Annotated in this window: 9 protein-coding genes; 1 reads left to right on the top strand and 8 read right to left on the bottom strand. The window is 70.9% G+C overall.

Annotated features, from left to right (window positions below; all coding sequences use genetic code 11):
• From FXO23_RS48475 to FXO23_RS48450, 6 genes are all read right to left on the bottom strand, one after another.
• Positions 1 to 1,724 (bottom strand): type I polyketide synthase (locus tag FXO23_RS48475; protein ID WP_179957083.1); only part of this gene is annotated, 1,724 nt, incomplete at its 3' end.
• Positions 1,725 to 1,772: 48 nt separating this feature from the next.
• Complete coding sequence (locus tag FXO23_RS48470; protein WP_158895631.1) at positions 1,773 to 8,816, bottom strand: type I polyketide synthase; 7,044 nt, start codon at positions 8,814 to 8,816, stop codon at positions 1,773 to 1,775.
• A 365-nt stretch (positions 8,817 to 9,181) separates the two neighbouring features.
• Positions 9,182 to 10,183: a ParB/RepB/Spo0J family partition protein gene (locus FXO23_RS48465; protein WP_158895629.1), complete on the bottom strand. Its 1,002-nt coding sequence runs from the start codon at positions 10,181 to 10,183 to the stop codon at positions 9,182 to 9,184.
• Between the two features lie 569 nt (positions 10,184 to 10,752).
• A complete protein-coding gene (locus FXO23_RS48460) occupies positions 10,753 to 13,071 on the bottom strand; it encodes an AfsR/SARP family transcriptional regulator (protein ID WP_158895627.1) in 2,319 nt (772 codons plus the stop codon).
• Positions 13,072 to 13,308: 237 nt separating this feature from the next.
• On the bottom strand, positions 13,309 to 14,322 hold the full coding sequence (locus FXO23_RS48455; protein ID WP_158895625.1) for a Gfo/Idh/MocA family protein: 1,014 nt from the start codon (positions 14,320 to 14,322) through the stop codon (positions 13,309 to 13,311).
• Between the two features lie 41 nt (positions 14,323 to 14,363).
• A complete protein-coding gene (locus FXO23_RS48450) occupies positions 14,364 to 15,938 on the bottom strand; it encodes a GMC oxidoreductase (protein ID WP_158895623.1) in 1,575 nt (524 codons plus the stop codon).
• A 189-nt stretch (positions 15,939 to 16,127) separates the two neighbouring features.
• Between FXO23_RS48450 and FXO23_RS48445 the strand changes: the two genes are divergently transcribed.
• Positions 16,128 to 16,688, top strand: coding sequence for an SRPBCC family protein (locus FXO23_RS48445; RefSeq protein ID WP_158895621.1), 561 nt, complete (start codon positions 16,128 to 16,130; stop codon positions 16,686 to 16,688).
• 57 nt (positions 16,689 to 16,745) lie between these two features.
• Here the strand turns inward: FXO23_RS48445 and FXO23_RS48440 are convergent, their stop codons facing one another.
• Positions 16,746 to 17,939 carry a cytochrome P450 gene (locus FXO23_RS48440; protein ID WP_158895619.1) on the bottom strand — a complete coding sequence of 398 codons (1,194 nt, stop codon included), beginning with the start codon at positions 17,937 to 17,939 and terminating at the stop codon, positions 16,746 to 16,748.
• A 32-nt stretch (positions 17,940 to 17,971) separates the two neighbouring features.
• Positions 17,972 to 22,324, bottom strand: a 4,353-nt coding sequence (locus FXO23_RS48435) for an SDR family NAD(P)-dependent oxidoreductase (protein WP_158895617.1), incomplete at its 5' end; no start/stop codon positions are given.

The following is a 22,324-nucleotide window of genomic DNA, read 5'->3' as shown; positions in this document are numbered from 1 at the left end:
TACAACCCACGACCCATACCCAACCGCTGCGAACCCTGACCCGAGAACAGCAAACCCAGGCCGCCTTCATCGGCCGTTCCGGTCACCACGCCCGGATGCGCCTCACCACGGGCCAGCGCCGCAAGCCCGGCCAGCAGCTCATTCCGGTCCGAACCGGCGACGACCGCGCGATGTTCGAAGGCCGTCCGGGTCGTGGCCAGTGAGAAGCCCACGTCCGCCGCGTCCCGACCGTCCACGACCGACCGCAACCGATCGGCCTGCGCGCGCAGCGCGGATTCCTCGCGCGCGGAAAGCGGCCACAGGTGCACGGCCGGTGGCCGGACCCGCGTGTCTTCCACCGGTTCGGCCGGGGGCGCCTGCTCGAGCACGACGTGCGCGTTCGTTCCGCTGATCCCGAACGAGGACACCCCGGCGCGCCGCGCGCGGTCCGTCTCGGGCCAGGGCCGCGCTTCGGTCAGCAACTCCACCGCACCGGCCGACCAGTCGACCTCCGGGCTGGGTTCGTCCACGTGCAGGGTCCGGGGCAGGATCCCGTGCCGCATGGCCAGCACCATCTTGATCACCCCGGCGGCCCCGGCGGCGGCCTGCGCATGCCCGATGTTCGACTTGATCGACCCCAGCCACAACGGATTCGCCCGATCCTGACCGTAGGTCGCCAGCAGCGCCTGCGCCTCGATCGGGTCCCCGAGCCGGGTCCCGGTGCCGTGCGCCTCCACGGCGTCCACATCGGACGGTGTCAGACCGGCACTCGCCAGCGCGGCCCGGATCACCCGCTGCTGCGAGGGTCCGTTCGGCGCGGTCAACCCGTTCGACGCACCGTCCTGGTTCACCGCGCTGCCCCGAACCACCGCCAGCACCGGATGACCGTTCCGGAGGGCGTCGGACAGGCGCTCGACCAGGAGCACTCCGGCGCCTTCACCGAGCGCGGTGCCGTCCGCGGCCGCGGCGAACGACTTGCACCGCCCGTCGACCGCGAGCCCGCGCTGCCGGGAGAACTCCACGAAGATGCCGGGGGTCGACATGACCGTCACGCCACCGGCCAGCGCGAGGTCGCACTCCCCCGCCCGCAGTGCCTGGCACGCCAGGTGCAGGGCCACCAGCGAAGCCGAGCACGCCGTGTCCACGGTGACCGCGGGCCCTTCCAGGCCGAGGGCGTAGGCCACCCGGCCGGACAGCACGCTCCCGGTCACCCCCGTCGCCAGGTGCCCGGCGACGCTGTCCGGCGCGCCGAACATGGTGGCGTAGTCCTGGCCGTTGGTCCCGGCGAACACGCCCGTCCGGCTGCCGCGCAGCGCCACCGGGTCGACCGCCGCGCGTTCGATCGCCTCCCAGGCGGTTTCCAGCAGCAGCCGGTGCTGGGGGTCCATCGCCAGCGCTTCGCGCGGTGAGATCCCGAAGAAGTCGGCGTCGAACTCCGCCGCGCCGGACAGGAAACCGCCCGCACGCGCGTAGGAGCGGCCGGACCGGTCCGGGTCCGGGTCGTACAAGCCCGCGAGGTCCCAGCCGCGGTCGTCCGGCAGTGCGGAGATCGCGTCCCGCCCCTCGTGCACCAGTTCCCACAGCTGCTCGGGCGTGTCCACCTCACCCGGGAACCGGCAGGCCATCGACACGATCGCCACCGGCTCCCGGTCGGCCGACTCGACCGCGTGCAACCGCTCGCGCGTCTGCTGCAGATCGGCGATCACGCGCTTGAGGTAGTCGCGGAGCTTCTCTTCATTCGCCACCGGAACGCTGCTCCCTTGGTGCTGAGGAATTCGCCGCCATCTGCCGCCTCAACCGACGCCCAGGTCGTTGTCGACGAGTTCGAACAGCTCGTCGTCGGTGGCCTCGTCCAGCCGATCGGTCACCGGGGCGGGGTCGCGGGCCAGCAGTTCCCGCAGCCGCGCCCGCACCAGGGAACGGTCGTCGTCGTCCAGCTCGCCGGCGTCCCATGCGGACTCCAGGCGGTCGACGGCTTCCAGCACCGACCGCACTCCCGCCGGTTCGCCGATCACCTCGGCGCCCAGCCGCTGGGCGAGCGCGCTCGGGTTCGGGTGGTCGAACACCACGGTCGCCGGGAGGCGGCAGCCCAGTTCGCGGCCGAGCCGGTTCCGCAGTTCGACGGCGGCCAGCGAATCGAAACCCAGATCGCGGAACGCCTTGGCGGCGCCCACTTCCTCCGGCCGCGCATAGCCGAGCACGCTCGCGGCCTCGGTGCGGACCAGGCGCAGCAGTTCGCGTTCCCGCTCGGCCGCGGGCAGGCCGGGCAGCCGGTCGCGCAGGCGCGCGGCACCGGTTCCGGCGGTCTCCGCGCGATCGTCGTCCACTGCCCGCCGGATCTCCGGCAGGGCGCTGAGCAGGGAGCCCAGCCGCTGCCCGGTGCGCGAACCGGCGAACCGGGGCCAGTCCACGTCCGCGACCACGACGAAGGCGTCCTCCTGGTCCAGGACCGCGCCGAGCGCGGTGACCGCGCGTGCGGGGTCCATCGAGTTCATCCCGCGCCGGTGCAACCGGTTCTCCACGGCCTCGTCCCCGATGCCGCCACCGGACCAGTGCCCCCAACCGATCGAGGTCGCCGGGAGCCCGTCGGCTCGGCGGTGCTGCGCGAGGGCGTCGAGGAAGGCGTTCCCCGGTGCGTAGTTGCCGTGCCCGGAACTCGCGAACGTCCCGGCGATCGAGGAGAACAGCACGAAGGCGTCCAGGTCGAGGTCGCGGGTCAGCTCGTGCAGCAGGCGTGCCGGTTCGGCCTTGACCCGCAGCACGCGCGCCACCTGCTCCACCGTCAGCGCGTCGACCAGGGCGTCGTCCAGGACCGCCGCGGTGTGCACGACCATCCGCAGCGGGACGTCCGCCGGAATCCCGGCCAGCACCCGTTCCAGTTCGGTGCGCTCGGCCGCGTCGCAGGCCGCGAAGGTGACCCGCGCCCCGTGGCCTTCGAGTTCGGTCGCCAGTTCGGCCGCGCCCTCGGCCGCCGCACCGCTACGACTCACCAGTACGAGGTGCTCGATCCCGGTCCGGGCGAGCCAGCGCGCGACATGCGCGCCGAGCGCCCCGGTGCCGCCGGTGACCAGTGCGGTGCCGCGCGGCCGCCAGCCGCTCCGCACGGTGGTCGCGGGGGCGCGGACAAGGCGCCGCGCCAGCGGTCCGGTCGCGCGGACCGCGCACTCGTCCTCGCCGGTCGTTCCGGTCAGCACCGCACCCAGGGCCTCCCGCTCCCGGTCGCCGGGAACCGGTGGCAGATCGACCAGCCCGCCCCAGCGTTCCGGATGTTCCTGGCCCACGACCGGACCGAGCCCCCACACCAGCGCCTGTTCCGGGTTGCGGAGCGGGTCGGTTTCCCCGGTGCTGACCGCGCCTTCGGTGGCGCACCACAGCGGGGCGGTGATTCCGGCGCGGCCCAGGGCCTGGATCAGGGTCAGGGTCGCGGCCGTGCCGGACGGGACGACCGCATGGCCGGGGCACGGGCGCTCGTCCAGGGCGAGCAGCGAGAACACCCCGTCGAAGGGGTGGCCCGCCAGTTCGGTGAGCCGTTGGGCCAGCACCGCGGGATCGGCGGGACCGCCGAGGACGAACCGCACCACCTTGCCGCCGCGCGCTTCGAGTTCGGCCGCGGCGGCCGCCGGCCACGCGGTCTCCACGTCCTCGGGTTCGAGCAGTAGCCACGTGCCCGGCGCCGATCCGGCCGCGCGGGTGACCGGCACCCAGTCCGTCCGGTACCGCCATCCGTCCACAAAGGACATTTCGGTGCGGTGCCGGTGCCAGGTCGCCAGCTTCGGCAGCAGCCGGTCCAGCGAGGTTCGCTCGTCCGCGGTGTCCAGCCGCAGGGTCTTCGCCACCACCTCCGCGTCGCGGTCCGCGATCGCGGACCAGAACTGGGCACCGGCCGGATCGCTCATCCGCGGCTCGGCGTCCTCGGCCGATTTCTCCAGCCAGAACCGCTGCCGCTGGAACGGGTAGGTGGGCAGGTCCACCGGCCGGGCATCGGGCAACGCGGCGGTCCAGTCGACGGCCACCCCGCGCACGTGCGCTTCACCCAGTGAGGTCAGCAGCCGCCGCCGGTCCCCTTCGCCCATCCGCAGGGTGCCCACGGCGACGACCTCGGCCCCGTGGTCGTCGGCGATCTCCTCGACCGGGACGGTGAGCATGGGATGCGGGCTCGGCTCCACGAACACGCCGTGGCCGCCGTCCAGCAGGGTCCGGACCGCCGCGTCGAAGTTCACGCCTTCGCGCAGGTTGCGGTACCAGTACTCGGCGTCCAGCTCGGCGGTGTCGAGCACCGTTCCGGTGACCGTGGAACAGAAGGTCACCTCCGACGCCCGCGGGGTGATGCCCGCCATTCCGGCCAGCAGTTCGTCGCGGATCTCGTCCACCTGGGCCGAATGGGACGCGAAGTCGGACGGGATCCGCCCGGCCCGGACACCCTCGGCGGCCAGTTCGGCGGCCAACTCGTCGATGGCCTCGGGGTCACCGGACACCGTGATGTTCGCGGGCCCGTTCGCCGCCGCGACGGACAGCCTGCCGCCCCCGGCGGCGAGCCGCTCCCGCACCTGGGCGGCGGGCGCGGACACCGAGAGCATCGCCCCGCGGCCGGACAGCCGCGAAGCCACCACCCGGCTGCGCGACGCCACGATCCGCGCGGCGTCTTCCAGGGACAGCGCGCCCGCCACGTGCGCCGCGGCGATCTCACCCTGCGAATGCCCGATCACCGCCGACGGCGTCACCCCATACGACCGCCACACCGCCGCCAACGACACCAGCACGGTGAACAACGCGGGCTGCACCACATCCACCCGCGACAACCGCGCCGCACCGCGCTTACCGCGCAACACATCGGTCAACGACCAATCCAGATACGGCGCGAAAGCCTCCGCGCACGCCGCGACGCTCTCCGCGAAAACCGGAGACGACTCCAGCAACCCCACGCCCATGCCCTTCCACTGCCCACCCGCACCGGAAAACACGAACACGGTCCGGCCCGCCGCGCCGACCGCACCGCGCACGGCACCCGTGGACGACTGCCCCGCCGCGACGGCGTCCAGCCCCGCCAGCAGTTCTCCGGAGTCCGCGCCCACGACCACCGCGCGCTGTTCGAACGCCGATCGCGCCGTGGCGAGGGTCCGGCCCACGGCGGCCGGGGACTGCGCGGGCCCGGAGCGCACGTGTTCCGCGAGGCGCTGGGCCTGCGCCCGCAGCGCGGCCTCCGTCCGCCCGGACAGCACCCAGGGCACGACCTCGGTTCCGGTTTCCGCGTCCGCGTTCTCCGGGTTCTCCGCGCCGGGCGGCGCCTGCTCGAGGATCACGTGCGCGTTCGTTCCGCTGATCCCGAAGGACGACACCCCGGCCCGCCGTGCCCGCCCGGTTTCCGGCCACTCGACCGCTTCGGTCAGCAACCGCACCGAACCGGCCGACCAGTCCACGTGGGTGGTCGGCACGTCCGCGCGCAGGGTCCGGGGCAGGACGCCGTGCCGCATCGCCAGCACCATCTTCATCACCCCGGCCACCCCGGCCGCGGCCTGCGTGTGCGCGATGTTCGACTTCAGCGAGCCCAGCCACAGCGGGCGGTCCGCGGGACGGTCCTGCCCGTAGGTGGCCAGCAGTGCCTCCGCCTCGATCGGGTCGCCCAGGCGGGTCCCGGTACCGTGCGCCTCCACGGCGTCCACATCGGACGGTCCGAGCCCGGCACTGGCCAGCGCCTGCCGGATCACCTGGCGCTGCGCGCCGCCGTGCGGGGCGGTCAGCCCGTTCGAGGCGCCGTCCTGGTTGATCGCGGTGCCCCGGACCAGGGCCAGCACCGGATGCCCGTTCCGGCGCGCGTCGGACAGGCGCTCCAGCACCAGTACGCCCACGCCCTCGCCGAAGGCGGTGCCGTCCGCGCCGTCCGCGAACGCCTTCACCCGGCCATCCGGCGCGAGCCCCTGCAACCGGCACAGATCCACGAAGATCCCGGCTTCGGCCATCACCGTCGCGCCACCGGCGAGCGCGAGCGAACTCTCGCCCCGGCGCAGCGACTGACAGGCCAGGTGCAAGGCGACCAGGGACGCCGAGCAGGCGGTGTCCACGGTGACCGCGGGCCCGGAGAATCCGAAGGTGTAGGACAACCGGCCCGAGGCGACGCTGCCGGTGTTCCCGGTCAGCACGTACCCCTCCAGCTCGGCGCTCGCCTCGTGCATCCGCGGCCCGTAGTCCTGGGTCATCACCCCGAGGAACACCCCGACCGGGCGGCCGCGCAGGGAGCCCGGTTCGATCCCCGCGCGTTCCACCGCTTCCCAGCCGGTCTCCAGGAGCAGCCGCTGCTGCGGATCCATCGCCAGCGCTTCGCGCGGGGAGATCCCGAAGAAAGCCGCGTCGAACATCGGCGCCTCGTAGAGGAAGCCGCCTTCGCGCACGTAGGTCCGACCGGCGCGGCCGGGATCCGAGTCGTACAGGCCGTCCAGGTCCCAGCCGCGGTCGCGGGGGAACTCCGCCACCGCGTCGCCGCCGTCGGCCAGCAACTGCCACAACCGGTCCGGAGTGTCCACCGCCCCGGGCAACCGGCAGCTCATCGAGACGATCGCGATCGGATCGTCGGTGTCCTCGCCGCCGGGCCGCGGGACCACCTCCGCCGCCGGACGGTCCCCGGCGACCTCGGCCACCAGCAGCGCGGCCACGGCACCCGGGGTCGGCTGCTCGTAGACCAGCGTGGTCGGCAGCTTCACGCCGGTGGCCGCGCGCAGCCGCCGGCAGAATTCCACCGCGCGCACCGAATCGAAGCCCAGTTCCAGGAACGGCTGGTCGCCGGGCACCGGGGCGCCCTCCTCGGCGCCCAGCGTCGCGGCGATCTCCGCGGACACCAGCCGCAGCGCCACTTCCCGGCGCCGCGCCGGGGGCTCGGCCAGCAGCGCGCGCACGAACTCCGGTTCCGCGGCCTCGGCCGCGGGCCGCCCCGCCGACCGCGTGCGCGCGGGCAGCCGGACCCGGGCCGCGCCGGTCCCCGCGAAGCTCCGGGCGAAGTCCACCGGCAGCCCGGCGGCGAGCGCCTTGCCCAGTGCGGACAGCAGCCGCCGCGACGGATCCTCGCCGCGGTGCAGGGAGTCCAGTACGAGCGCGTCCGCACCGGCGGCGTCGGCCGTCTCCTGCACTCCCATGGTCAGCAGCGGATGCGGGCTGAGTTCCACGAACACGCGGTGCCCGTGGCCGAGCAGGGTCCGGATGGTCTGCTCGAAGCGCACGGTGTGCCGCAGGTTCCGGCACCAGTGCGCGGCGCCGGTGCCGGCGGTGTCCATCCGCTCGCCCGTGTAGGTGGAGTAGAACGCGAGTTCGCCGGTGCGCGGCCGGATCGGCGCCAACTCCTCGAGCAGCCGGGCGTGGATGTCGTCGATGTGGTGGGAATGCGCCGCGAGACCCACCGCGATCGTGCGGGCCCGGACCCCGTCGGCGGTGAGCTCGGCCAGCAGTTCGTCCACCGCGCCGGCGTCGCCGGAGACCACCACCCAGCTGGGGCCGTTGACCGCCGCGATGCCGAGCCGATCGCCCCAGCGCGCGAGCCGGGGCCGCAGTTCCCACTCGGGCAGCGAAACCGAGGCCATCTCGCCGCGGCCCACGAGTTCGGCCTGCGCCTTGCTCCACAGCGCCACGACCCGGGTCGCGTCGTCCAGGCTGAGCCCGCCCGCCACGTGCGCGGCGGCGACCTCGCCCAGGCTGTGCCCCACCACCGCCGCCGGCTCGACCCCGTGGGCGCGCCACACCTGCGCCAGCGACACCATCACCGCGAACAGCGCGGGCTGCACCACGTCGGGCCGGACCAGTTCGGGCGCCCCGGGCGCGCCTTCGATCACGGCTCGCAGGGACCAGTCCACATAGGGCTCGAGCGCCGCGGCGCAAGCTTCCATGCGCTCGGCGAACGTGGTGTCGCGGTCCCACAGCTCCAGCGCCATGGCACGGTACTGCGCCCCCTGGCCGGGGAAGACGAAGACCGGTCCGGGCCCGTCCGGTCGCGGCTCGGAGCCGGGGACCGGGCCGGCGGCCAGGGCGTCCAGGCCGCGGCCGAACTCCTCGCGCGTGGCGCCGACGAGCACCGCGCGGTGTTCGTCCAGCGCGCGCGTGGTAGCCAGCGAGAAGCCGACGTCGAGCGGGTCCAGATCGGGTTGCCCGGCCAGCCGGGTGGCCAGATCGCCCGCGAACTCCTGGAGCGCGCCGGTGTCCCCGGCGGAAAGGACCCAGGGCACCACCGGGTGGCCGTCCCGCACGGATGCGCGTTCCGGCGGCGCCGGGGCGGGGGACAGGACTACGCGCGACCCCGACGCGGTGCCGCCCGCGTCGACGGGGCCGGACTGTCCGCGCTGCCCGCCTCCGCCGAAGCCGCGGACGAGGTCGATGAGGGCGTCGAAGGCCGTGTCCGGTGCGGCCGCCCCCGGCTCGAGGTCCAGCAGGCAGTAGACCAGGTCGCCCTCGGCTTCGGCGTCGGCCAGCCGCTTGAGCAGGATGAATCCCGTGGTCGCCGGTTCCGGTTCGCACGCACCGGCCAGGGCGACCCGGATGTCCCCCGAGCGCAGGCGGGCAACGGCCGTGGCCACCGCGTCCTGCCCGGCAGCACCGGCGGCCGCGGACCCGGTGACCGCACCCGGGGCGAGGCCGTCCGCGGCTATCGGCTGGGGCGCGGTGAACACGCCGAGTTCCCCGCGCCCCAGCCGGGCGGGCACGATTCCGGCGTCTTCGAACGCCATCCGGGCGAGCGGGAGGAAGGGGTGCTCCCGCTCGTCCGCCGGACCGGCTCCGGCGTCGGCGGATCCCGTGGCGACTCCGAGCACCGCGATCGGCACGTTTCCGGTAATGCGGCTCGTGGAATCGGATAGCAGCATCGAGCACACGGTGCAAAACCCCCAGAGCCGAAAGTGTCTTGCCAGGAAAATAAATCTCGTAACGAAACGAGAATTTCACGAGCTGGTTACCCGAGACGCAAGCGGAGCCCAATCACGAACCGGCGTTCATCGGCGGTCCGAATGAGATCGCTGATTGATTCATACGCGATGATGATCTTCGTTTACCCCTGCCGAACCGTAACCAACCTCAGTTCGAGCGTCAACCAGCCGTCACGCGGCGATCGCGCAATCCGACATCCTCCCGCTATGCAGGGGAAACACCGGCGAAACGACCGCCGCTACCGCCATCACACCTCCGCTGAATTCCTTTGCCGGAAACCAATTCCACCGGGGACCCGCACCGGCTAGGCACTGGCCCGGCCCCGCTCCTCCAGCTCATCGGCGAACCGCTGCCAGGTACCCGCGCAGCGCAGCGCGAGCCGCCGCACCGACTCCATGCCATGCCCGGGGACCGCGTCCATCAACCGGTCGAGCTCGTCCGGCAGGATCGCCTGGAAGCTGAGCCACCGCAGCAGCGCCCGCCCGGTTTCGGTGAACCGCAGGGACGGATCCTTGGCCAGCTTCTGCCACTGCAGCAGCAGATCGGCCTCGTTGCCGCCGTCGGCGACCTTCTTCACCGGCGGGTCGGGCCGCTGCGCCGGTGCGGGCATGTTCGTCGTCCCGGCCGGCCGCAAGCCCGCCGGAATGGGGCTTTCCCCTCGGCTGAGCCGCTGGCGCACGTCCCGCGCGGTACCCACCGAGATCCCGGCTTCCCGGGCGACGGTCCGCAGCGAGGCGTCCGGCTGAGCCGCGATCACCTCGCTGGCGCGCAGCCTGCCCGCGACGCAGTTCAGCGGGCGGACCCGGCCGTCCAGCCCGACCCGGGCGTTCAACTGTTCATTTCCCGCGGTTGAACTCATCCGGATCACGCTCACCGTCCGCGCGGCGAGGCCGGTCCGCGACGCGATCGCGCGGTCCGACCACTGCGGATAGGACGCGATGACCCTCGCGGCCGCGGCCTCCCGGTCGGCCAGGGAAAGCGGCAGGCCACGGCCGATGTTCGACTCGACGGCGAGCACGAACGCCTCTTCCGGCGTCCCTTCGAAGAACTGGGCTTCGATCTTGTCGAGCTTGCGCCGCTTCGCGGCCCACAGGCGGTGCATCCCGTCGATCACGCGCATCGTCGGGCGGTGCACCAGGATCGGCGGCAGGATCGCGTTGGTCTCGGCGAGCGCACGGGTGTGGGCGCTGTCCTCTCCGGAAAGTCGCGGCGAGTCCGCGGGCAGCAACTCGTCGATCGGCACCGGGACCGTGCCGCTCCGCCGCTCGGCGTCGCCGAAATCATCCTGCCCGGCGTCGCGAATCATGGCGGGAGAAGGAGAGTTCGGGTGGTCACGCACGGGATTCCACCTCCTTCCCCAGCCTTTCGGCGGGCACACGTCCGGGTATCTCGGCCGCGCGCATCATCCGCACACCTCGAAAGGTCATGTCACCACTCCCCCAGCGAATTCGGTGTGGCTACAGCACCTGTCAACTCGTATTCACCGGCCATTGCCGACGCCCCGGCGACCCTGCCAGAAGCGTCGCGCACCGATGCGGCGAGTACGCAGTTGAAGCTAGCAGCAGCCAATTACAGCCCACTAACAGCTCGTTATCCGCGATTTGAAAGGACGCGTACCGCACATGGGGAAACTTGGCAGCGCAGCGGCGATTTCTGCCGGGTCACGAGGCGGCACGCGGCAACGATTACTTCTGGATAACTGGCCAGCCCGACCGGCACATTGCCCCATCCGGGGACACCATTGCCACAAATGTCACACCTAAAATAAACCCAATTCCCTGAGACTCAGCTCACAGCCGACGACGAGAATTCATCGCATGGAGAACGACTCTTCCGGAGAGTTCCCGTGTTCCGATGTCCCGGCAGGGACCCGGCTCAGCGCCCGCAGGTACCCATCGACGGCACGGCGGCGGGCTCCGCGCGGCGTGTCCCGCGGCGGGACAACTGCTCGCCGGTCGCCCCGTTGCGCAGCGCGTGGTTCAGGTGCACGAGCCCACCGTGGCGGTCGCCCTGGTTCCACTGCATCCAGCCGACCGCATACGCGGCGACCACTTCGCCGTCGCCGTCCGTCGCCTCCCGGGCCGCGGTCCGAGCGGCTTCGCTCACCGCCTCCAGTTCCACCCGGCACTGGTTCATGCCCAGGTAGACGCACAGCCGTTCGGTGAACTGCCAGAACCTGGCCTCCCGCGAGGTGCACCCGGCCCACCGCAGGGCCACCGCGACGAGGGTCGCCCGTTCGGTTTCCAGCCAGGCGCGGGCCGCCACGTGGTCGGCGATCTCGGGCACCGGCGTCTCATCGGAGATCGGGTGGGCGGGCACGGCTCGCGGAATGTCCGGATGCAGGAGCCCGATCGCCCGGTCCGCGGCGCGGAAGTACCACTCGAAGAGCCGCTGCTGGTCCCGGGACGAATCCTCCCCGCCGGGCTCCGGCAGCAGCGCCGCGTAGTCCGCGAGCAGCCCCCGCACGCGGTACCGATCATGCTGCCGGCGCTGCACGAGGCTGGCGCCGGCGAGCTGTTCCAGCGCGCGGCCGGCGCGCAGCGGTGTCCAGTCCGTGGTCGCGGCGACCGCGGCCACGCCGAAATCCACCGCGGGCAGCAGGCCGAGCAGGCGGAACACCCGCTTGGCCGCGGGGCTCAGGGACCGGTAGGAGTGGTCGAACGCGGTCTGCACGGTGGCCGCGTCGTCGTCACCGGACGACAGCACGCGGACGCGGTTGCCGGTGCGCAGCTCCGCCGCGTACGCCTCGAGGTCCGACCGCGACTTGCCGACCAGGTTGCCCGCCGCGATCCGCAACGCCAGCGGGAGGCGGCCGCAGAGGTCGGCCAGTTCGCCGATGCTCTCCGGCGGGAACGCCGGGTCGTCGCCGAGCGCGGCGCTCAGCAAACCGGCCGCTTCCCCGGGCGGAAGAACGTCGAGGCGGACCGGGCAGGCGCCGTTCAGCACGGTGAGCCCGCGCAGTTCGTCCCGGCTCGTGACCACGACCGCGCAACCGGGACCGCCGGGCAGCAACGGGCGAACCTGCGCGGTGTCGGCCGCGTTGTCCAGCATGACCAGCAACCGGCGCCCGGCCAGCGCCGCGCGGTACGCGGCGACGAGCTCATCCTGGTCTTCCGGGATCTCCCCGGCCGGAACGCCGAGGGTGCGGAGGAAACCCGTCAGCACGGCGGTCGTGCTCAGCGGCGGCTTGGCGGCGTGGCCCCGCAGGTCCACCGCCAGCTGGCCGTCGGGATACCCCGCGCGCAACTCGTGCGCGACCCGGGTGGCGAGCGCGGTCTTGCCGACGCCCGGGGGCCCGCACACGGTGACGATCGGGACCGAGATCCGGTCCGGGGCCGGCTCGAGCAGTTCGCGGATCCGCCTGGCCTCGGCTTCCCGGCCGGCGAAGGAGGCCACCACCGGGGGAAGCTGGCAGGGGACGGCCGGGGGCGCGGGGTCGGCGAGGCGCGGGCCGTCGCCGACGATCGCGCGGTAGACCGACCTCAGCTCGATGCCGGGATCGATCCCCACCTCATCGGCCAGCCGTCGGCACACCTCGCGGTACGCGGCGAGCGCGTCGTCCCGCCGGTTCGACCGGTACAGGGCGAGCATGAGCTGCGCCCAGAACTGCTCGCGCAGCGGGTATTCCTTGGTGAGGCGGCGGAGTTCCCCGATGACTTCGTGGTGCCGGTTGCGCTGCAGGTTCACGTCGACGCGCTCGGCGGCGGCGCGCAGGCGGTCCTCGAGCAGGAGCGGCACCTCGACCTGGTGCAGCGACTCCGACGGCACGTTCGCCAACGCCGGGCCGCGCCATTCGGCGAGCGCGCGGTCCAGCAGCTCCGCCGCGCGGTCGAGTTCACCGGCCGTGCGCGCCGCCTTGGCGCGTTCGGCCAGTCCCCGGAAGCGCAGCAGGTCCAGCTCGTCGTTGTCCACTTCGATCAGGTACCCGCTCGAGGTGGTCCGGATCAGCCCCGGCTCGCCGAGCGAGCGCCGCAGCCGCATGACGTAGACCCGCAACGCCGGAACCACGCCGTCGGGCGGCCGTTCACCCCACGCGTGCCGGACGAGGGTCTGGAGTGGAACCTCGCGGTTCGCGTGCAACAGCAGGGACGCCAGCACCGCCCGGTGCCTCGCCGAACTGACCGGCACCACCTGATCACCCGCGCGCGCCTCGAGCGTCCCGAGGACGCCGAAGCGCAGGTGAGAATTCCGCAAGAGCCGCCCCCCAGCTAGGCGTTGTTGCTACTCAGCTGGTGACGGTACCTGAAACCCGAGGCGACCGAAAACCTGCATACGTGTGGTGGTTCCTGCCAGCGGCCGGGTGACCGCACCCGATCCGGGGTAGCGGCGCTGCGCCGTTCGGTCCACTCCGGCCGCGTCCGGACCCCACCCTCAGCGCACCGCAGCGAGCGACCGCAGCCGTGACGCAGGCCACCGCGGGCGGCGGGCGCGCTAGTTGGGGTGGGCGGGCAGGGGTGTCCCGCGGAGTGGCAGACCGGCCCGGCGGTAGATCGCGTCCACCACGCGCATGGTGGCGAGGAAGTGCTCGGGTCCGGTCCGCAGGGGTTCACCGCGCAGCACCGCACCGGCGAACGCGTTGAGTTCACATGTGTAGGTGTCCGGCTGCTTCGCCACCCGCTCGGTGGTCTTCTCCCCGCCCGCCTCGAGGACGATCTTGTGAAAGGCCTGCGGCGCGATCGGGTTGTGCACCGTCAACCTCCCCGCGGACCCCCGGACGCGTCCCTTGAACGCGAGCACCGGCCAGCCCCACATCACGGCCCGGATCCGCCCCGTCGCGTCGTTGGGAAAGCGCAGGCGGGCGTCCACCCAACGGTCCACATTGGGCACCCGGGTCTTCGCCCTGGCCCGGGTCACCTCCAGCGGTTCCATACCGGCGAGCACCCGCAGCACCGATACCGCGTACACGCCCAGATCCATGACGGCGCCCCCGCCGAGTTCGTACTGCCAGCGGATGTCCTTGCTGTTGGGGACCGGAAAGCACAACTCCGCCTCGACGTGCCGGATCTCCCCGATCGCGCCGTCCGCGAGAATCGCGTTGATCCGGTCGAACAGCCCGTGGTAGAGCGGGTGCATCGCCTCGCAGAGGACGCGTCCCGTCTTGCTGGCGACCTCCGCGAGCTGCCGGGCTTCGTCCTCGTTACTGGTGATCGGCTTCTCGCAGAGGACGTGCTTGCCGGCCTCCATCGCCCGGGTGCTCCACACCGCGTGCAGGGCGTTGGGCAGCGGGACGTAGACGGCGTCGATCTCCGGGTCCGCCAGCAGCGCCTGGTAGCTCTCGTGCACCTTCGGGATGCCGAGCTTCTCCGCGTGCTCGCGCGCCCTGCCGACATCCCGGGCCGCGATCGCCGCCACCTCGACCTCCGGCACGTTCCGGGCCGGGTCCGTCAGCGCTTGCTTGACGATCCGGGCCGCCCCCAGCACACCGATCCGTACCCGATCACTCACGATCGTCTCCTCTTCATTCGTTCACCCGCCCGGACCATCGGCTACAACGAGCCGTGAATCACCTGCGCGACCCGGAGTGCGTTGGCGGCTATGGTCAGGCTGGGATTCATACCGGAACTCGACGGAAGCATCGAGGTGTCGACCACGTAGAGGTTGTCCAGACCCCAGGCCCGGTTGTCCGGGTCGAGCACGCTGGTCTTGGGATCGTCACCGAAGCGGCAGGTTCCGCATTGGTGACCGAGGGCGCTGTTGGACCTGGCCCCCGAAAGGTGCATCGGGAAGACCCGCGAACCGGGGTACTTTCCCAGTGACGCCTTGATCGTTCGCATGAACTTCCGGTGCCGCTTCAGATCCGCCTCGCCCGGCCGGTACTGCAGCTCGAGCAGCGGGCCCGGACCCTCGAGGCCGCCGGAGCCGGGGAGGATGCGGTTGCGGTGGTAGGGCAGGTCCTCGGTGATCGAAGCCATGACGATGACGCGGTCCTGCAGTGAACTCTGCCAGTGCCGGTCGGCGAGCCAGCGGAAGGAGCCGAAGAGTTTCCGCGTCTGGCGGTTGAGGTTCACGAACGCGTCATACGGAAACACCCGGCCCAGGGACTGCAGCGCGCCGAACTTCTGGCCGTCGTCGAGGTAGAAGTCGTTGACCCCGATCTCCTTGATCTGACCGGCCACCGGCTCCGCGCGAACGCGGAAGAGGTACAGGTCGACGAAGTGGCGCATCAGGTTGCGGCCGACCAGATCGTTGTCGTTGGCCAGGCCGTTCGGCCAATGTTCGGAACTGGAGTTGAGCAAGAGGACGGGTGTCTTGAGCGCGCTGGCCGCCAGAACGACCACCTTTCCCCGGAAGTGCAGCGTTTCGCCGTTTCGCCGGGCGACCACGCTGGTCACCTCGGTCCTGGTCGCCTCCAGCCGCACCACGGTGGTTTGGTCGAGCAGGACGGTGCCGTGGTCGCGCACGGCGGGCCGGACGCAGATGTTCCCGGCGTGGTTCTTGCAGTCCGCGGCGCAGAGAAACGCCTGGCAGGCCTGACACTCGTCCTTGTACTCGCACGCGACGTGCAGATTGTAGGGGTGCATGCCGCGCTCGGTGAGGAACTCCGCGACCTCGGCGTTGGCGGCCGTCATGGGGCGAGGCGGGAGCAACGAATCGGTGTCGTCGCCGGCGCGGAGCGGATCGGCGGTCCCCCGCACCCGGTAGAGCTGCTCGGCCTTCCGGTACCAGGGAACCAATTCGTCGTACTTGATCGGCCAAGACTCCGGCACGCTGGAGTCGCCCACGTCGGCGAAGTTGCCGCGCGGCTGGAAGTCCTCGCGGAAGAACCGCTCGGTGACCATTCCGTAAAGGGCGGAAGAACCACCGGTGCCGGAACCGACGAAAGGCCGGAACGGTTTCGCCTTGCCCTTGCGCGTGGTATCCACATACCACTCGGTGTTACGCCCGGCGCGGGCGAGGCGGTCGGTGTGCTCGGCGTCCGTCAGCTCGGCGATATCGAACGTCTCTTCGGGGTAGCCCCCGGCGATTCCCTGCCCCGGGGAAATGGTGGAATGTCCCCTCTCCAGATAAAGAACACGCCGGCCGAGGCGGGCGAGTTCGTAGCCGATCGTCCCCCCGCCCATGCCCGTTCCGATGACAACGACATCCCACAAGACCGACTCTGCCTCTTGCGGATTGGTCATAGGAGCCCCCAGGAGTCCGAATTCTTGTTGGACACAGTAGCACCGTTCAAGTTAGCTGAAACAGATCGAACTTGCTAAAATCCCCCCGGTATGACTGGGGCGAAGCGCGGGGAAGGACATCGAAGACAGATGACTGAAACAGCGAGCTGGCTGGACACCGTCACGCGGGAAATCGGCACCCGGAACATCGCTGGGAGCGCCGGGTGCAGTGTCCGAATTCGACGGAACTTTCCCGCGCCGATCGAGACGGTCTGGAAAGCGTGCACCACTCGGGAGCAGATCAACCTGTGGTTTCTCCCGGTGACCGGTGACCTGCGCGTCGGCGGGAAGTACCAGCTGGAAAGCTATGCGGAAGGCGAGATCCTGCGGTGCGAGGCACCCGATCTGTTGTCCGTGACGATGGCCTTCCAGGGCGGTCCCGGCGAAGCGGAACTGCGGCTCACCGGCGGCTCCGGCGACGAAACGGTGCTCCAGTTCGAGCACGCGATGGTTTTCGACACCGCGGCGTGGTCCGCGATCGCACCCGAAATCGGCGCGGCCTGGGAAGTGGCGTTGAAATACCTGGATGTGCACCTGCGCGGTGAACCGATTGACAAATCAACCTTCCCCACCCCGGAGGATGACGAGTTGAGCGGCCTGTGCAAGAAGGAGTGGGTCGCCGTCATCGCGGCCACCGGCGTCGCCGGATAATTCCCGGAGTGCCAGTGGTGACCGGGAGTTTCCGGTCCCCACTGGCACTCGCCGGTTTCAACCTTCCGGGGTGAGCAGCAGCGGCAGCTTCTGCGGCCCGGTCAGGTTCGGGATGGTCAGGAATTCGGGCGGCTCCGCCGGATCGCAGCGGAGATGCGGGAACCGGTCGAGCAGCATGTTCATCGCGATGCGTCCTTCCAGCCTGGCGAGCGGCGCGCCGAGGCAGAAGTGGATGCCCCGGCCGAACGCGAGATGCGGATTCGGATCGCGCCGGATGTCGTAGGTGTGTGGGTCGGCGAACTGGCGTTCGTCCCGGTTGGCCGCCCCGAGCGTGATCGAGATCAACTGGTCCGCCGGGATCTTCGTCCCGCTCACTTCGGCGTCGGTCTGGGTGACCCGGGAGATCGCCGCGAACGGGCTGTACATCCGCAGCGCCTCCTCGATCGCCGAAGGCACGAGGGCACGGTCCTCCCGCACCTCCTTCTGCTGTTCCGGATGCTCGTCGAGGCACAGGATCATGTTGCCCAGCAACATGGACGTGGTGATGTGCCCGGCGAGCAGGAACAACGCCGCGAAGTTCACCACCTCCTGGTTGTTCAGCCGCTCACCGTCCACTTCGGCTTCGACGAGCTTGGTCAGCAGATCCGGGCGCGGCTCGGTCCGGCGCGACTCGGCGTGCTCACCGATGAAGGCGTTGAGCTTCTGGATGTTCTCGATCGCCCTGGCGAACTCGTTCTTGTACTCTTCGCTCTCATCGTTCAGCGACATGTCCATGGTGCCGCTGAGCATCGCGTCGACCCACTCGCGGAAGACCTCGCGCTCGCTGGCCGGAATGCCGAGCAGATCGGCGATCACGATTACCGGCAACGGGTAGGCGAAGTCGGCGACGAGGTCCATGCGGTCGCCGTCCACCTTGTCCAGCAACTCCGCGGCGAGCCGCTCGATGGTCGATTCCATTTCGCTGACCACGCGAGGCGTGAAGGCCTTGGTGACGATCTTCCGCAACTTGGTGTGCCGTGGCGGGTCGAGCGTCGTGAGCCCGCCCTCGGTGAACTCCTTCAGCTCGGGCACCAGACGTGATGTCACGGAGGAGAAGGTCGTCGTGTCGGCCATCACCTGGAGCGACTCTTCGTACCCGTAGATGTTCCAGATACCCGTCGTCTCGTCGAAGACGACCCGCTCCTTCGGATTCTCGCCACGCATCCAGAAGTGCCGTTGCGGCGTATTTCCGTATTCAGTGGCAGTGGGCATTACAGGACTCCTTCCAACGTCTGTTCCGAATCCTACGTCAAATCGTGCGCATACTCGTCGCTGTTCGACAGAACAATCTGGCACAACCAATCCTCCACCGTCCGCGCGGTGGATCCGGCGAATTCTTCCATCATGGACCAGTGGTCACCGGGCGCGTCGACGGCGGTGTGCTCGAGTTCCCATGAGGTGCGCAGTTCTTCGGCGTTCACGTCCATTCCACCGGAAACCGGCGGGGTCAGGGCGCGGACGAAGAGGGTGGGCGCGGAGATCTTTTCCGGCTGCCACTCCAGGAAGAGATCGGTGTATGCGGCCATCGAGGTCAATTGCACGTGGTCGTATTGTCCGGCTTGCTGTTCTCGCTCGAGCTGGTTGTCCGCCCACATCGATCGGATCGACGGAACCACTTCGTGCCGGGGCAGGATGGTGTCGATCAGCACGACCGCCGCCGCCGGGATGCCGATGGTTTCCAGGCGGCTCGCGACGGCCTGGGCGAACCAGCCTCCCGAGGAATGCCCGACGAGCACGATCGGCGCGCCCGCCGCGGACCGCAGCACGGTGTCCGCCTGTACCTCGATCACGTCGTCGAGGGTCGCCGGCAACCGCTCCTCCGCGACGAAACCGGGCGAAAGCAGTACGGAAACGTTGCGCAGCGACCGGAACGCGGCGGCGAACCGGGTGTACTGGTACGGGCTCTGCTCGGCCATCGGCGAGGTGAAGCAGACAACGCTCGCCCGGGTGTCCTCCCCGGACAGCCGCACCAGTCTCGGCTGTTCCGCGTCCGCGGCCCCGGCGTGGAACACCGGACGCAGCCGCGCGGCCGCCCGGAGCAGGTCGAAACCCTCGTCGTACCGGCCGGCTTCGTTGGCTCTCCGGTACAGCGAGGCGATCACATCCGACGAGCCAGCGCTGTTCCCCGGCCCGGCCGGTGCGCCGTCCAGCGCACTCTCCGCCGCGCCCACCTGCGTCTGCAGATGCTGCGCCAGCGCGATGGGCGTGGGATGGTTGAAGATCAGGCTCGCCGGCAGGGAGACCTCGGTGGCCCAGTTGAGCCGGTTCCGCAGTTCGACCGCGGTCAGCGAATCCAGCCCCAGCTCGGTGAACGCGCGACCCGGTTCGACCGCCTCCAGCCCGCTGTGCCCCAGCACCGCGGCGGTGTGCGTGCGCACCACTTCCAGCAGCACGCGATGCTGCTCTTCCCTGGACAGTCCGGCCAGCCGGGGCACCAAAGATTCCGCGCCGTCGGCGGCGGTCGGTTCCGCGGTGCGCTTGGCCGGTTTGCGGAGCAAACCGCGGAGCAGGGCGGGTACCGCTCCGGCCTTCGCGGCCGCCTGCAGTGCCGTGGTGTCCAGCCTGGCCGGGACCAGCAACGCGCGGTCACCGGCCAGCCCGGCGTCGAACAGCGCCAGCGCTTCCTCGGTGGTGAGCGGGTGGATGCCCTGCGCGGTCATCCGATCGAGATCGACCTCACCGGTCAGCTCGCTCGACTGTTCCCACAGCCCCCACGCCAACGACACCGCCGGATGCCCCTGCGCCCGGCGACGTTGTGCGAGTGCGTCCAGGAAGGCGTTCGCCGCCGCGTAGTTGCCCTGGCCCGGGCCGCCCAGCACACCCGCCATCGACGAGAACAACGCGAACACGCTCACGTCGTGAGCACGAGTCAACTCGTGCAGGTTCACCGCCGCGTCCACCTTCGGCCGCAACACCGCATCCAGCCGCTCCGGGGTCAACGACTCGATCACCCCGTCGTCCAGCACGCCCGCGGTGTGCACCACACCGGTCAGCGGATGCTCCGCCGGAATCCCCGCCAGCGAACCCGCCAGCTCCGCCCGATCGGCCGCATCACAGGCAACCACCGTGACCTCGGCACCCAGCTCGGACAGTTCGGCGGTCAGCTCCGCCGCACCAGGCGCCGCACTCCCCCGCCGACTGGCCAGCACCAACCGGCGCACACCGTGCACGGCAACCAGATGCCTGGCCACCAGCCCACCCAAGGTGCCGGTACCACCGGTGACCAGCACCGTGCCCTCCGGAGCGAAGCCCGGGATACCACCTTGACCGAGCACGCGATCGGGCGCGGCCGGAACGCGTTCCAGCCGGGGCACGCGCACCGCGCCGTCCCGTACCGTCAGCTGCGGTTCGTCCAGTGCCAAGGCGGCAGGCAACTTCTCGAACGAAGCCGCACTCCCGTCGACATCCACCAGCACGAACCGGCCCGGATGCTCCGACTGCGCCGACCGCACCAAACCCCACACCGCGGCACCCGCCAGATCGCCGACCCCCTCACCTGCCCTCGCGGCAACCGCGCCCTGCGTCACCACCACCAGCCGCATGCCGTCGAACCGCGCGTCCGCAATCCATGACCGCACCAGGTTCAGCACGTCCGCGGCAGCGGCGTGGGTCGCATCGACCAACTCACCGCTGAGCAGGTCGGTGGGGGCGATCCCGACCAGCGCCGCCTCCGGCACGTCCATGCCTTCGGCGAGCGATGCCAGATCACGGCACCGGGTGACCTCCACATCGTCCAATTCGGACAGCGGCCGGAGCAGTCCGGCGGCGTCGCCGACCACGGCCCACCGTGCGAATCCGGCGTCCGCGTCAGCCACCGAGGATTCGACCCAGGCCACCCGGAACAACGCGTCGTCTTCGACCTGCCGCGCGGCCCGCAACTGCTCCGCCGACACCGGGCGCGTCACCAACGACCCGACCACCCCGACCGGCGCACCCGCGCCATCGGCGAGTTCCACCGACACGCCGCCGGAACCGTTCGGCGACAGCCGGGCCCGCAACACCGAAGCGCCACCGGACCGCAGCGACACCCCGGACCAGGCGAACGGCAACCGGGCCTGCGCGGGGCCGGCCGAATCGCCGACGAAGTCACCGGCCGCGATCCCGTGCAATGCCGCGTCCAGCAGCGCCGGGTGCACCCCGAACGCCCCGGAACCCGACCCCTCGGGCAACCTCACCTCGGTGAAGACGTCGCCGTCACGCCGCCAGACACCGGCGAGCCCCTGGAACACCGGCCCGTAGTCGAGCCCGAAGTCGCGCAACCGGTCGTACACCTCCTCGACCGGCACCACCTCGGCTCCCGCCGGTGGCCATGCTGCCAGGTCGAATGCTGGCTCGGGGGCGCCGTGGGTGAGGACTGCGGTGACGTGCCGGGTCCACGGCTTGGTCAGCGCGTCCTCGGGTGTGCGGTCATCCGGTCGCGTGTAGACGGTCAGCGGCCGCTTCCGGGATTCGCCGGCACTGCCGACCACCACCTGGACCTGGACGCCCCCTTGTTCCGGCAGCACCAGCGGCGCCTCCAGGGTCAGCTCCTCCAGCACGTCGCAGCCGACCTGTTCCCCGGCTTGGCGGGCGAGTTCGACGAATCCCGTACCCGGGAACAGCACCGTGTCCAGGACGGCGTGGTCGGCCAGCCAAGGGTGGGTTTCCAGGGACAGTCGTCCGGTGAACAGCGTTCCGTCCGAATCGGGCAGCCCGACGGCCGCGCCCAGTACCGGGTGGTCGGTCGCGATGAGGCCGAGATCGCGCGTGTCCCCACGCGGGGCCACGGCGTTCAGCCAGTAGCGCTGGCGCTGGAAGGGGTAGGTGGGCAGGTCCACTTTGCGGGCGCCGGTACCGGCGAAGAAGGTGTCCCAGTCGATGGCCGCGCCGTGGGTGTGGGCCTCGGCCAGGGAGGTCATGAACCGGTCCAGTCCACCGTCGTCGCGGCGCAGGGTACCGACGGCCGCGGCGGTGGTGATGTGGGTGTGGTCGAGGGTTTCCTGGATGCCGGGGATGAGCACCGGATGCGGACTGACCTCGACGAACACCCGATATCCGTCGGCCAGCAGCGCTCGGTTCGCCTGCTCGAACTCCACCGTCTGCCGCAGGTTGCGATACCAGTAGTTCGCGTCCAGGGTCGCGGTGTCGATCGGTTCGCCGGTCAACGTCGAATAGAACGGAACCTCCGCCGACACCGGAGAGATCGGCTCCAGGACCTTGCGCAACTCGTCCTGGATCTGCTCCACCTGCACCGAGTGCGACGCGTAGTCCACCGGCACCTTCCGAGCCCGGACCCCTTCAGCCGCACAAGCGGCGATCAACTCGTCCAGGGCGCCAGGCTCACCGGAGACCACCACGGAACCCGGACCGTTGACCGCAGCCACCGAAACCCGCGCACCCCACGAGCCGATGCGCTCCCGCACCTTCTCCACCGGCCCGGCCACCGAGACCATCCCACCCGCACCAGACAAGGCAGTCAAAGCCTGGCTACGCAACGCCACCACCCGAGCCCCATCCTCCAACGACAACCCACCAGCCACCACCGCCGCAGCAATCTCACCCTGCGAATGCCCCACCACCGCCGCAGGCCGCACACCATGGCTACGCCACACCTCAGC

It is taken from the genome of Amycolatopsis anabasis, from assembly GCF_009765355.1.
GTDB classification, from domain to species: domain Bacteria; phylum Actinomycetota; class Actinomycetes; order Mycobacteriales; family Pseudonocardiaceae; genus Amycolatopsis; species Amycolatopsis anabasis.
This window is presented reverse-complemented; position numbering and strand designations above follow the sequence as displayed.